The organism is Vibrio sp. Vb339, from assembly GCF_902751245.1.
In the GTDB taxonomy this organism is placed as follows: domain Bacteria; phylum Pseudomonadota; class Gammaproteobacteria; order Enterobacterales; family Vibrionaceae; genus Vibrio; species Vibrio coralliirubri.
In genome coordinates, this window is sequence record NZ_CADDIS010000002.1 from 1365598 (window position 1) to 1379329 (window position 13732).

Genomic DNA, 13732 nt, shown 5'->3' on the forward strand with positions numbered 1-13732 from the left:
ATTAAGTAAAATGTAAATGTTTACACTAGCATTAAGCCTAATAATTACAAGCGGTAAAGATCTCATTACTGGAAGTAAAATGAGAGTTTCGTTGCCTTACTATCATTGTCGGTGTTAAATAGATGCAGCAATGTATAGAGGTTAAAAATGGCAACAATTAAAGATGTAGCAAAGGAAGCTGGTGTTTCTGTTGCAACCGTATCTCGAGTGATCAACAAGTCTCCCAAGGCGAGTGCAAGCTCGGTAGAGTCTGTAACTAAAGCGATGTCTAAACTCGGCTATCGCCCGAATGCCAATGCTCGAGCGCTGGTAAGCCAAAGCACAAACACTGTTGGCGTATTGGTCGGTGACATCTCCGATCCCTTTTTTGGCACGCTGGTTAAGGCTGTCGATAATGTCGCTCGTGAGAACGGAAAACATATCCTTGTCGGTAATGGCTCACACGATCGTGAAGAAGAGAGACAAGCGATTGAGTTGCTGATTAATAGCCGTTGTGACGCCTTGGTGATCCACTCAAAAGGCCTGACAGACGAAGAACTGATCGCCTATGCAAAAGAGGTCAAAGGCTTAGTACTGATCAACCGTTATATTGCTGAGATTGCCAACCGTTGTATTTTCTTGGATAACAAGAAAGGCGCGTATCTTGCGACGGAATATCTGATCCGTCATGGCCATAAGAACATTGCCTGTATCGCCTCTTCGCATAGCATTGAAGATGCCGATGAACGTATCCAAGGTTACTTAGCGGCACTCTCAGATTACAAAATAGCGCTCTCTCACAGCTATATTGAATACTCAGCGCCCACCAGTGACGGTGGCGAATACGCCATGACTAATCTTTTGACTAAGTCACTGCCAATCACTGGTATTGTGGCGTACAACGATTACATGGCAGCTGGTGCTTTGTCTGTCCTTGATGAAAACGGTATTCAAGCGCCGGACAAAATGTCGATCATCGGTTTCGATGATGGCTTGATTGCCCGCTATGTTCATCCAAAGCTCACCACCATTCGCTACCCGATTCAGATGATGGCAGAGAAAGCGACACGACTCGCGCTGCACTTAGCCAAAGGTGAAAACACCTCTACTGAACCAATGATGTTCTCTCCAACTCTGGTACGCCGCAATTCGGTAGAGAAAGTCTAAGTTCTGGTCGACTCATCAAGCAATAATCAAAAAAAAGCCCTAACAGAATCGCTTCTGTTAGGGCTTTCCTACCTTACTCAGATACTCAACAATCGCGCTTAATAAACCGCACTCTTGTTGAGCGCCACTTTTGCTCATCCCCCAAGAACAACGCGATAATTCACATCGTCCTATTCACAAGCAAAAGATATTGGCGTAACCGCTTTGAGCTAGAGCGTACTAGTTTGAAGAATCCCCCGAAAATTCAAACTGGTAACAGGTACTATAGTTATATTCTTGTTCAGGCTTGAGAATACAACTGTCCTGCTTCCACTCTGGGTGGTTAGGAGAGTCAGGTAAGAACTGGGTTTCTAGTGCCAAACCAGCGTAGTCTTCATAGCTACCACCACTTCGGTTTGGTGTACCACCAAGCCAGTTTCCGGTGTATAGCTGCATCGCAGGTTTGGTTGAAAATACTTTTAGTGTGACGAGCGCATCCGGTGAGGTTACGGTCGCAGCGCATTGAGTGCGTTTGCAGCCATCAGCCAATAAGAAAGAGTGGTCGTAACCCTTTGCTGCTTTCTGCTGTTCATCGCCCAACAAACGCTCTGAGATCATCATAGGCTGATTGAAGTCGAAGCTGGTCGATTTGACCGATTTAAGGTTACCTAATGGAATTCCCACCGAGTTGGTCGGCAAGAATTGATTGGCGTTGATGCTGACAATGTGTGACAAACAATCGTGTCCGGCTTCTGCGCCAAGTAGATTGAAGTACGCATGATTCGTTAGGTTGACCACGGTCTGCTTGTCTGTGGTTGCAGAGTAATTAATGGAAACTCGATTGTCTTCGGTGATGTCATAACGCACCGACACATTCAAATTCCCCGGGAATCCTTGGTCGCCATCAGCAGACTCTAGAGTAAACACCACTGACGTTTCGCTTTGCTCGGCAATATTCCAACGGCGTTTATCAAATCCGTTCGGACCACCATGCAAGGTATTGCCCGCTTGGTTGGTTTCCAGCTTGTAATTCTGACCATCAATTTTAAAACGACCATTAGCAATGCGGTTAGCATAGCGGCCAACCGTTGTGCCCATATAGCTGGCTTGTTTATCGAAGTTCTCCATTGAGTTAACACCCAACAAAACTTCTCTTTTATTTCCCTTTACTGGCAAGATACAGCTCAACCATGTTGCACCAATATCCATGAATGTCACTTGCATGCCATGCGTATTTGATAGCGTCACTAACTGAGCGGGTTGGCCATCATAGGCTAGAGTCTGCGTCATGGATTGATGCAGGTTTTGCTCTTGTGTCATTCTAAATTCCTTCTAGTGCCAGTAAAAAGCCTCTACCTGAAGTAAAGGCTTTAGCATTTGGCCTACCATGATCTTTTTACTTGGTAAGCTCTATATTAAGTCTCGAAGCCGTTAGATTACTTCAACTAAGCCTGCTCCGTCTTTCGCTTGGCACACATAAATAGATTCTTTTAGACCCGTCGCCGCTTGATATTTCTGTTCAACGGTTGTTTTGATTTCATCAACCAATGCAGGTGGAACCAATGCCACAATACAACCACCGAAACCACCGCCAGTCATACGCACGCCACCTTGCTCACCGATCACTTCTTTGACCATATCAACCAGCGTATCAATCTCTTTCACCGTGATTTCAAAATCATCACGCATTGATGCATGCGATTCAGCCATCAACTCACCCATGCGTTTCATATCATGAGTGCGTAGAGCTTGAGCTGCTTCAACGGTACGGTCATTTTCAGTAATCACGTGACGAGCACGTTTTGCGACCATTTCATCCAAGTCAGACTCTTTCGCTTTAAACTGCTCAATGGTCACATCACGAAGTGCCGGAACACCAAAGATGCGCGCCGCTTCTTCACATTGTTCACGACGTGTGTTGTATTCGCTGTCGACCAAGCCGCGTTTCTTGTTTGAGTTGATGATAACCACAGCCATATCTTCTGGCATTGAAACCGCTTGAGTTTCTAGGCTACGACAATCCAAAAGCATCGCGTGATTTGCGCGACCTTCAGCAGAGATCATTTGATCCATGATGCCGCAGTTACAACCCACGAATTCGTTTTCTGCTTGCTGACCATTAAGCGCCACTTCGGCTTGGCTGATCTCTAGGTTGTAAAGCACCTTGAATGTTTGACCAATCACCACTTCCAGTGCCGCAGAAGAACTTAAACCTGCACCTTGAGGCACGTTACCCGTTACAGAGATGTCTGCACCTGTAAATTCAAAGCCGCGACCTTTTAAGCACTTCACCACACCACGAATGTAGTTAGCCCACATCTTGTCTTGTTGGAAGGTGATCTCTTGAGTTAAATCGAACTCATCCACTGCATTACCGTAGTCCACTGATACAACACGTACAATGTTGTCGTCACGCTTAGCCGCGGCGACTACCGTTTGATAGTTAATGGCACACGGCAGAACAAAACCATCGTTGTAGTCAGTGTGCTCGCCGATCAGGTTCACACGACCTGGCGCTTGGATAATATGGGTCGCTTGGTAACCAAGGACTTGCTCAAAAGATGCTTTCACGTTTTGGATTAGGTCAGACATAAGTAAACTCTCTGGTTAAACTCTTTGTTCAATTGGTTATGGTCCCTTCACGGCACCACTTTCATTCTTTTAGATTCCCTATCTCGTTGGTCTCTCACGGTAGGGAATGACAACATCAGCGACTAAGCTTCTATGCTTCTATGCTTCTATGCTTCTAAGCTCTTAAACTTATGGGCTTTTCATCTGCCGTCATTCCAGAATTGAGGGACGAGATATCAGGAATCTCACTCGTTATCTACGAAACAGGCTATTCCTGCTCTTTATAGTGAACGTCACTCAAATCACGCAGACGTTGCGCGGCTTGTTCTGCGGTTAAATCACGCTGAGACTCTGCCAGCATTTCGTATCCGACCATGAACTTACGAACTGAAGCGCTGCGTAACAGTGGCGGGTAGAACAACGCATGCAGTTGCCAGTGATCGATGTCCGTGCCTTCTTCAAAGAACGGCGCATAGTGCCAGCCCATTGAGTAAGGGAATGAGCATTGGAATAAGTTGTCGTAACGACTCGTCAGCTTCTTAATCGCAAGCGCTAAATCATCACGCTGCTCGTCAGTCAGTTCGCTCATACGGCGGATGTGTGTTTTTGGTAGCAACATGGTTTCAAATGGCCACGCCGCCCAATAAGGAACCACAGCAATCCAATGTTCAGTTTCAACCACAGTGCGAGAGCCGTCTTTCATTTCAGCTTCAACGTAATCCACTAAAAGATTCGAACCTTGTTGTTCGAAGTACTCTTTTAACAGTTTCTCTTTGCGTTCAATTTCGTTAGGTAAAAAGCTGTTTGCCCAGATTTGACCGTGTGGGTGTGGCTGAGAACAGCCCATGGTCTCGCCTTTGTTTTCAAACGCTTGAACCCATAGGTAATCTTTACCTAGCTCTTCAATCTGTTCATTCCATGTGTCGATAACACCGCGAATCTTGTTTACTGGTAATTCTGGCAGCGTTTTGCTGTGGTCCGGAGAAAAACAGATCACGCGGCTCAACCCGCGAACACCTTGAGTCTTGAATAGAGGGTTTTCAGACTCTGGAGCATCAGGTGAATCAGGCATCAACGCCGCGAAATCATTACTGAATACGTAAGTGCCGTCGTAATCTGGGTTTTCGTCGCCCGAGATACGCGTATTGGTTGGGCACAAGAAACACTCTTTCTCATACGCAGGAAGCTGCGCGGTCGATGTTTTTTCATCTTGGCCACTCCAAGGTCGTTTTGCTCGGTGCGGTGAGACTAAGATCCACTGACCCGTTAATGGGTTATAACGACGATGCGGGTGGTCTACTGGGTTAAATTCAACTTTTGACATGTTTAGATTGCTCTCAAATTTTGTGTCTTGGTCAATTCACCAAGATGAATAATTCTTCTACAAGGAGATTCCCTATCACGCTCGTGCCTCGCTGTAGGGAATGACGTGTAATCTCGTTGTGCTATTTGTGCAAAGGCAGCCGCTTCATAATCTTGTGCTCATCCGCCATTCCAGAATCGAGGTACGAGATATCTGGAATCTCTCTTTTCTCATATCTTGTCTTTACCTTCCCCAAAGAAATTGGAGTTGCAGCTAGGCAGCAAGATTTCCAATATCCATGAGCATAGATCTTCTATGTGATTGGAATTGGTAAGCGCAGCTAACAACGCTGCGGCTTCAATTACGAAGGGGAATAGCCGTTCGGGTTATTCGACTGCCAGTTCCACGTATCCGCCGTCATCTCCATCACGCTACGCGTCGCCTTCCAGCCAAGCTCGCGCTCTGCTTTTTCAGTGCTTGCCCAACATTCGGCAATATCACCTGCGCGGCGTGGGCAAAGTTCATAAGGAACCGGTTTACCCGATGCTTGTGCGAAGGCTTCAACCATCTCGAGTACACTTGAGCCTTTGCCCGTACCTAGATTGTAAATGTGTAAACCCGCTTTCTCGCCAACCACTTTTAGTGCTGCGACATGACCGTCCGCTAAATCCATTACATGAATATAGTCACGAACGCCTGTGCCATCGACTGTTGGGTAATCGTTTCCAAAAACAGCCAGTTTTTCACGGCGACCGACGGCTACTTGAGCAATAAACGGCATTAAATTATTTGGGATACCTTGTGGGTCTTCACCCATAGTGCCCGATGGATGTGCGCCAACTGGATTGAAGTAACGCAGTAAAGTGACGCTCCAATCGTTCTCCGCGTTGAACAGATCGCTCAAGCACTCTTCCACCATATATTTGCTGCGACCATAAGGGTTAGTTGTCGCGCCAGTTGGTGAAGTTTCAGTAATCGGCACTACTTCTGGATCACCGTAAACGGTAGCCGAAGAACTAAATACGATGCTTTTCACGCCCGCTTTCTTCATACTGCGAGCTAACACTAGTGAACCATTGACGTTGTTATCGTAGTACTCCAAAGGCTTAGCCACCGACTCCCCTACCGCTTTCAGGCCAGCAAAGTGAATCACCGCTTGGATATCGTTTTCTGAAAACACGCTATCTAGAAAAGATTGGTCACGAATGTCGCCAAGATAAAACGTTGGGCGCTTGCCAGTTAACGACTCGATTCGTTCCAGCACTAGCTCTTTGCTGTTACAAAGGTTATCAACAATGATCGGCTCCATACCTGCCTGTATCATTTGAATGCATGTATGACTTCCGATGTAACCCATGCCGCCCGTAACCAGTACTTTCACAATCAACCTCTCTTTGTCGTCATTCGTGGGCTAACTCGAACTGACATTCAGCTCAGTAGCACCGTATGTCAGAAATAGTAGCAGCCATTTTGACTATAATTCTGTGATCAAAACCACGAAGTGTAAACGTTTACACTGACTTTCATCATTGGTACTGATCATGACATAGAGAGAACGTATAGCTGTTAACCTCTAATTCATTGAATTTTAATAAGATAATTATAGATAGTTAGATTTGAGACATCACAGATGAGTTGAGCATTTATTTTACTAAAAGTTAATGCAATGACGTCCAGTTTGATTACAATAGGTCTGTAGAATAAAGAGGTGCATTGCTTTTTTACTAAATACCAATTTCAAAGCAGCGCAATGTTCCAATAACAGGAAGTGAGTATGGCAACGTTAAAAGATATCGCGACTGAAGCGAATGTATCATTGGCTACAGTTTCAAGGGTTCTCAATGAAGATCCAACATTAAGCGTCAAGGAAGAGACCAAAAGGCGTATCTTTGAAATTGCAGAGAAGTTGGAATACAAAACCAGCAGCTCACGAAAAACCGTTAGCAGTAAAAAACAAAACCATCACTTCCTAGCACTGTATAACTACAAACAAGAAGCGGAAGTTAACGACCCTTACTACCTATCGATTCGCCACGGGATTGAAACCCAATGCGAAAAGATGGAAGTTAAGCTAACCAACTGTTATGAAAGCAAAATACAAATTAACTCAGCGCCAATCACAGGTGTTTTGTTAGTAGGAAGAATGACACCAGAGGTTATAGAGCAAGCTAAAAAGCTGAGCGATAATATCTGTTATGTCGATTTTACCGATCACTCAGAACCTTATGACTCTGTCGATATCGACCTGGCTTTGATCAGCAAAGAGATCACCAACTTCTTTATCAACCAAGGCTATGAGCGCATCGGCTTTATTGGTGGTCAAGACGACGTCAATACCCCTGATATTCGTGAAGTCGCTTTTGCTGAATATGGTGGCCTCAAGAACGTTGTCAGTGAACAAGACATCTACCGTGGTGACTTCTCTAGCTCTTCAGGTTACAAGCTTGCAAAACAGATGCTCGCGACGGGCGACTACCCTAAAGCCATGTTTATTGCGTCAGATTCCATCGCAATTGGCGTTTTACGAGCAGTTCATGAGCACGGATTAAACATTCCTGAAGATATTGCGCTGATCAGTGTAAACGACATCCCAACAGCTAAATTTACCTTCCCATCTTTATCGACTGTTCGTATTCACTCTGAACTAATGGGAATTCAAGGCGTTAACCTGCTGATCGAGAAAGTACGTGACGGCCGAACCATCCCATTACGCGTCTATGTACCAAGCAAACTTAAGCTGCGCGATACAACAAAATAATTAAATATATCAAGTAGATAAATAAAGGCTACCTTTGTTAAAGGTGGCCTTTTTTGTGCCCATCACATACATCAATCGACACATATCCCCCTCTTTAATCTGCTGCATAAAACAGCCAATAGCATTCTTTTAAGTGGATCACACAGCACTGTAAAAAGACCATAAAAAACGTGATGAAGTTAAAGTAAAACGTTTTCACCAATTTCATTTAGTAAAACTTTTACTAATAATTACCTCAGTCCAAAAATACTCGTATTCACTACGACCCAATTACACATAAGAACGTCGGTCAGCAAACTGCATTCAGACCGAGAGAGAGGCAACGTGAACAACTGGGAAAACTTCCTGAACTTACATGAGAACCGTATGGCACCGCGTGCATACTTCTTCTCGTACGCATCAGAAAAAAATGCAAAAACGTTTCAGCGTGAACTGAGCAGCCACTTCCAACTATTGAGTGGTCAATGGAATTTCAGCTATTTCACCAATCCGCTATTGGTTCCTGAAGAGTTCTATTCTCAGGAAATGAGCGACTGGGGCAACATCACGGTTCCAAACATGTGGCAAATGGAAGGCCACGGCGATCTTCAATACACTGATGAAGGTTTCCCATTCCCAATTGATGTGCCTTTCGTACCATCAGACAACCCAACCGGCGCATACCAACGCTCTTTCTTCCTTGGCGAAAGCTGGGACGAGAAACAAACCATCATCAAGTTTGATGGCGTTGAAACTTACTTCGAAGTTTACGTAAACGGCGAATACGTAGGTTTCAGCAAAGGCAGCCGCCTAACCGCTGAGTTCGATATCTCTAGCCAGGTAAAAGCAGGCAACAACCTACTTTCTATTCGAGTGATGCAGTGGGCCGACTCAACCTACATTGAAGACCAAGATATGTGGTGGACGGGCGGTATCTTCCGTGACGTTTACCTTGTAGGTAAAGAGCAGCTGCATGTTCAAGACGTTACCGTTCGCACTGACTTCGACGATGCTTACCAAAGCGCTACCCTGTCGTGCAAAGTGGAACTAGAAAACCTAGCAGCAGCGGCAAACGCAACCCTTGAGTACGCATTGCTTGATGGCAGCCAAGTTATCTCGCAAGGCTCTGTAGATAGCTTAAGTGTCGATGGCAATGTAGATACTCAATTCTCTATCGATGTGGTTAACCCTGTTCAATGGAACGCTGAGAACCCTTACCTGTACCAACTGCTGCTTACGCTGAAAGACGCTGACGGCAAGGTGTTGGAAGTGATTCCACAGCGCGTTGGTTTCCGCGACATTAAAGTTCGCGATGGTCTGTTCTACATCAACAACAAATACGTGATGCTGCACGGCGTAAACCGTCACGACAACGACCACCTGAAAGGTCGTGCGGTTGGGATGGATCGCGTAGAGAAAGATTTAGTGTTGATGAAGCAACACAACATCAACTCAGTACGTACTGCGCACTACCCGAACGACCCACGCTTCTACGAACTGTGTGATATCTACGGCCTATTCGTGATGGGCGAAACCGATGTTGAAACACACGGCTTTGCTAACGTTGGCGACCTAAGCCGCATCACTAACGATGCCGCATGGGAAGCGGTGTTTGTTGAACGTATCGAACGTCATATCCACGCTCAAAAGAACCACCCTTCTATCATCATGTGGTCTCTAGGTAACGAGTCTGGTTACGGCTGCAACATCCGCTCTATGTACGATGCTGCAAAAGCAATTGATGACACGCGTTTGGTTCACTACGAAGAAGACCGTGATGCTGAAGTGGTCGACATCATTTCAACCATGTACTCACGCGCTCAACTGATGAATGCCTTCGGTGAATTCCCACACGAAAAACCACGCATCATCTGCGAATACGCACACGCAATGGGTAACGGCCCGGGCGGTTTAACCGAATACCAAAACGTGTTCTACAAGCATGACGCAATTCAAGGTCACTATGTTTGGGAATGGTGTGATCACGGCATTCTGGCGCGTGATGAAGCAGGCACAGAATTCTACAAATATGGCGGTGACTACGGTGACTACCCGAACAACTACAACTTCTGCATGGACGGTTTGATCTATCCAGACCAAACGCCAGGCCCTGGCTTGAAAGAGTACAAGCAAGTGATTGCCCCAGTGAAGCTTCGCGATTTCAATGCACAAACGGGTACCTTCACAGTAGACAACAAGCTTTGGTTCTCAAACATCGATGACTACACCATCACTGCGGAAATCCGTGCTGAAGGTGAAACCATTGCCGTACAGCACATCAAGGTTGAAGAGCTGGCTGAAAACTCTAGCCGTGAACTGACTCTAAACTTGCCACAGCTTGATGAGCGTGAAGTGTTTGTAAACTTTACGGTTCGTAAGGATTCTCGTACTTCATACAGCGAAGCGAACCACGACATCGCGGTTTACCAGTTCCAAGTGAAAGAGAATACAGCACAACTTGAAGCCTTCACCAACAACAATGCGACAGCACTGAATGTTGAAGAATCTCGCTTAGCCTACCTAATCAAAGGTCACAACTTTGCTCTGAACTTCTCGAAAGTGAACGGCAAACTGACGTCATGGTTAGTCAATGGCGAGGAACTGATTAAGTCTGAGCCTAAGCTGAACTTCTTCAAGCCAATGATCGATAACCATAAGCAAGAGCACGATGGTTACTGGGAACCTGCACACCTACAGATCATGCAGGAACACTTCCGTAGCATTGAACTTGAGTGCGTCAATGTCGAGCAGGTAAACGGCAAGGTAGAGATCACCACCACCAGCATCATTGCTCCACCGGTATTTGATTTCGGTATGCGTTGTGAATACCGCTACCAGATCAGTGCAGAAGGTCAGCTAAACGTTGAACTGAGCGGCGAGCGTTACGGTGATTACCCTCACGTGATTCCAGTCATTGGTTTCGATATGGGCATCAACGGCGACTTCGACCAAGTTCAATACTACGGCCGCGGTCCTGAAGAGAACTACCAAGACAGCAAGCAAGCCAACATGATTGATGTTTACCAATCAACCGTGGCTGACATGTTCGAGAACTACCCGTTCCCACAAAACAACGGCAACCGCCAACACGTTCGTTGGGCTGCGCTTTCAAGCCGTGCGGGTAATGGTATTGCAGTAAAACCACAGCAAGAAATCAACTTCAGCGCATGGTTCTACACCAACCAAAACCTGCATCAAGCACAACACACGATTGAACTAGAGAAGAGTGGCTACATCACCCTAAACCTAGACCACCAAGTGATGGGCCTAGGCTCAAACTCTTGGGGCAGCGAAGTGTTGGATTCTTACCGCGTGTACATGGACGAGTTCCGTTACGGCCTAACTCTGATTCCATTCCAAGCAGGCGATTGCGACGCACCACACCTAATCAATCACAACTTTGGTGACGAGTTCTTCATGGCAAATACGCCAACAACTCAACCACAACAGAACGAGGCATAAGCGATGATCGTTTTAGACAACCTAGAGCAATTTAAAGTCGTTTACCGCGACGGTCGTAAATGGCAGCGCTGTGTAGAAGCGATTGAAAACACCGGCAACATCAAAGATGGCGTGATGTATTCCATTGGTGACTCACTGGCTTACATGATTGAAGACGGTGTGGCTCGTAACACAGAAAACTTCACCGGTAACCGCCGTTACTTTGATGTGCACTACTACTTGGAAGGTCGTGAAACGGTTGAGTTTGCAGATAAGTCTCAACTTGAAAAGACCCAAGCTTACAGCGATGAAACCGACCGTGAACATCTCATGGGTAACGGCGAGACTCGTGAGTTAGTTGAAGGCCAAGTGGCGATCTTTGATAACAGCAAAGCTTACCGCTTTCACGGTGATAACCGAGTTCGCAAAGTGGTGCTGAAAGTGACTATCGAAGACGGCTACTTCCTTAATAAGTAACCGAAAACAAGCTACCGAAGCCAAACAGCCGAAAGTAGCAACCACAAGATCTATTCACAGTGTGACTGAGGCTTGCCGTTCAAGACTCAGCCACACTGCAAACGCCTTTATGCTTCTTCCCTACAAGGAAGCTTAAAGATATAACGACTATAATTACGTGACCCTTGGAGGACACTATGTCTGAATCTGTACGCGGTAAGTTAGGCAAATTTGCCCTACTCTCCATGACATTTGCAGCGGTATTTAACGTTCGCAACATTGTAAACAACAACATCGAATTGGGATTGAGTTCAGCCCCTATCTTTTTGCTCGCTACCCTTATTTACTTCATTCCATTCGTGTTCATCATTGCTGAATTCGTATCTGCAAATAAAAATTCTGAGTCAGGCATGTATGACTGGCTTAAAAAACCGCTGGGCTCAAAAGCAGCCTACTTAGGTTCGTTCCTATACTGGTTCGTAAACCTTTTCTGGTTTGTATCACTGCTACCAAACGTAATCGCCTATGCGTCTTACGCGATGTTGGGCTATGAATACGCCTTCTCGCCAGTCGTCACATCGGCTATCTCGATTGCTCTATTTGCGGCAGCAACTCACATCTCAACTAAAGGCGCGAGCTGGCTAGGTAAGATTGCCGAGATCGTGGCCTACGGTGTATTTGCTCTATTTGCAATCTACGTTATCGGTGCACTAATGGCACTGGGCGGCAACCATGAACCAGTAGAACCAATCACGCTTGAAGCAATGACACCGACCATCAACTGGGCAACGCTAGGTATCATGTGTTGGATCTTCCAAGCAGCCGGTGGTGCTGAAACTGCAGCCGCTTACCTAAACGATGTTAAGGGCGGTCACAAGTCTTTTATCAAGGTTATCATTGGTGCAGGTATCGCAATCGGCGCAATGTACGCCGTTGGCTCTCTGCTTGTTAACGTATTCGTTGCTCGCGATGAACTGACCTACGCTGGCGGCATGGTTGAAATCTTCACAGGTATGGCGAACTACTTCGACATCTCACAATCTCTAACGGGTCGCTTCGTCGGTATTATCCTATTCGTAGCCATGTTCGGTTCGATGATGATGTGGACAGCAGCTCCAGTAAAAATTCACTTCTCTGAAATTCCTAAAGGTGTTTACGGCGAGAAGACAACAGAGCTTAACGAACACGGCGTGCCAGTACGTGCAGCTTGGTGGCAATTCGCGTTTGTATTCGTGATGCTTGTGGTTAACGGCTTCGGCTCTGAATCAGTACAAGACATGATGAACACAGCAATCAACCTAACCGCTGGTACAGCAATGCTTCCGCCTATCTTCATCATGGTGGCGTACTTTGTATTCCGCTTGAAGCATGACGATACACCGCGTGATTTCCGCATGGGTACTCGAGTTCAAGGTATGGCTGTTGTCTCTGTACTTATCGGCATCTTCGTTGTGAGTATGACGGCATCTGCATTCCCAACAGGTGTTGACCTAGTTCAAGCCTTCTTTATCAACGTATTCATGACAGCGGTATTCTCTGGTCTTGCTTGGTGGTGGATCTCTCGCTTTGAAAAAAAGCAGGCAGGTAAAGACGCAAAGCTAGAAACAGCTAAGCAATCGTAGCACTCTGCATTCCCCCAACTACAAAAGCGCCTACCAAGGCGCTTTTTTTGTTTTAAATCAGATAATTAAAATAAAATCCGAGAAATAAAAACGGCGTTCCGTCAAGGTTTCAGTTCACGAAAAACACCAATTAATAGGTAATAAAACTCGAATAAAAACCAAAGTAAAACATTAACTAAATTTATTTACTCAAGGTCACATATTTGATCAATTTCGATTAACTTCCCGCCGCTTAATCTTTAATCTTCTTGCTGAAGAGACAAACTGATTCATATGAAAAAAGCGACACAAAGCCCCTACAAGCCTTATAAATCGTCGCTCATGAAACAAACAATCTCTTCAATGAACTTCTTAATCTTTAACTCTTTGTTTTGGTAATAAGTTTACTGAAATTCCAGAGAGAAAAAGCCCAAAGAAGTCCGATCGTAAATCTATAAAAACAACAATGAGCCAACCCTGACAAAACAAAGCGGGTGT

At 45.6% G+C, this 13732-nt stretch carries 9 protein-coding genes; 5 read left to right on the forward strand and 4 right to left on the reverse strand.

Annotated elements, in window-relative coordinates; genetic code table 11:
- The first annotated feature begins 147 nt into the window (after positions 1-147).
- Positions 148-1146, forward strand: a complete 999-nt coding sequence (locus tag HRQ85_RS14755) for a substrate-binding domain-containing protein (RefSeq protein ID WP_122082214.1) — start codon at positions 148-150, stop codon at positions 1144-1146.
- 219 nt (positions 1147-1365) lie between these two features.
- On the opposite strand, the gene galM is transcribed toward HRQ85_RS14755, so the two are convergent.
- From galM to galE, 4 genes are all read right to left on the reverse strand, one after another.
- A complete protein-coding gene (gene galM / locus HRQ85_RS14760; RefSeq protein ID WP_172379934.1) occupies positions 1366-2445 on the reverse strand; it encodes a galactose-1-epimerase in 1080 nt (359 codons plus the stop codon).
- 111 nt (positions 2446-2556) lie between these two features.
- Positions 2557-3717, reverse strand: coding sequence for a galactokinase (gene galK, locus HRQ85_RS14765; protein ID WP_172379935.1), 1161 nt, complete (start codon positions 3715-3717; stop codon positions 2557-2559).
- A 247-nt stretch (positions 3718-3964) separates the two neighbouring features.
- Positions 3965-5020, reverse strand: a complete 1056-nt coding sequence (locus HRQ85_RS14770; RefSeq protein ID WP_172379936.1) for a UDP-glucose--hexose-1-phosphate uridylyltransferase — start codon at positions 5018-5020, stop codon at positions 3965-3967.
- Between the two features lie 340 nt (positions 5021-5360).
- Positions 5361-6380: a UDP-glucose 4-epimerase GalE gene (galE, locus tag HRQ85_RS14775; RefSeq protein WP_048612262.1), complete on the reverse strand. Its 1020-nt coding sequence runs from the start codon at positions 6378-6380 to the stop codon at positions 5361-5363.
- Between the two features lie 393 nt (positions 6381-6773).
- On the opposite strand from galE, the gene ebgR reads away from it, so the two are divergent.
- The 4 genes from ebgR to HRQ85_RS14795 all read left to right on the forward strand — a co-directional run bounded on the left by ebgR (position 6774) and on the right by HRQ85_RS14795 (position 13255).
- Entirely contained in the window at positions 6774-7757 is a 984-nt protein-coding gene (ebgR, locus tag HRQ85_RS14780; RefSeq protein ID WP_017069515.1) for a transcriptional regulator EbgR, read from the forward strand.
- A gap of 324 nt (positions 7758-8081) precedes the next feature.
- Positions 8082-11198, forward strand: a complete 3117-nt coding sequence (ebgA, locus tag HRQ85_RS14785) for a beta-galactosidase subunit alpha (protein WP_172379937.1) — start codon at positions 8082-8084, stop codon at positions 11196-11198.
- 3 nt (positions 11199-11201) lie between these two features.
- The gene (locus HRQ85_RS14790; protein ID WP_172379938.1) at positions 11202-11654 is read left to right on the forward strand and encodes a beta-galactosidase subunit beta; all 453 of its coding nucleotides are present in this window, start codon (positions 11202-11204) and stop codon (positions 11652-11654) included.
- Positions 11655-11830: 176 nt separating this feature from the next.
- Positions 11831-13255 (forward strand): amino acid permease, encoded by a 1425-nt coding sequence (locus HRQ85_RS14795; protein WP_048605567.1) that lies wholly within the window; start codon positions 11831-11833, stop codon positions 13253-13255.
- Positions 13256-13732: the final 477 nt, after the last annotated feature.

What these genes read in the sequence shown, in the direction of transcription:
- HRQ85_RS14755 (WP_122082214.1), top strand. Translation starts at nt 148, where the DNA reads ATGGCAACAATTAAAGATGTAGCAAAGGAAGCTGGTGTTTCTGTTGCA.
- HRQ85_RS14795 (WP_048605567.1), top strand. Translation starts at nt 11,831, where the DNA reads ATGTCTGAATCTGTACGCGGTAAGTTAGGCAAATTTGCCCTACTCTCC.
- galM (WP_172379934.1), bottom strand. Translation starts at nt 2,445, where the DNA reads ATGACACAAGAGCAAAACCTGCATCAATCCATGACGCAGACTCTAGCC.
- galK (WP_172379935.1), bottom strand. Translation starts at nt 3,717, where the DNA reads ATGTCTGACCTAATCCAAAACGTGAAAGCATCTTTTGAGCAAGTCCTT.
- HRQ85_RS14770 (WP_172379936.1), bottom strand. Translation starts at nt 5,020, where the DNA reads ATGTCAAAAGTTGAATTTAACCCAGTAGACCACCCGCATCGTCGTTAT.
- ebgR (WP_017069515.1), top strand. Translation starts at nt 6,774, where the DNA reads ATGGCAACGTTAAAAGATATCGCGACTGAAGCGAATGTATCATTGGCT.
- HRQ85_RS14790 (WP_172379938.1), top strand. Translation starts at nt 11,202, where the DNA reads ATGATCGTTTTAGACAACCTAGAGCAATTTAAAGTCGTTTACCGCGAC.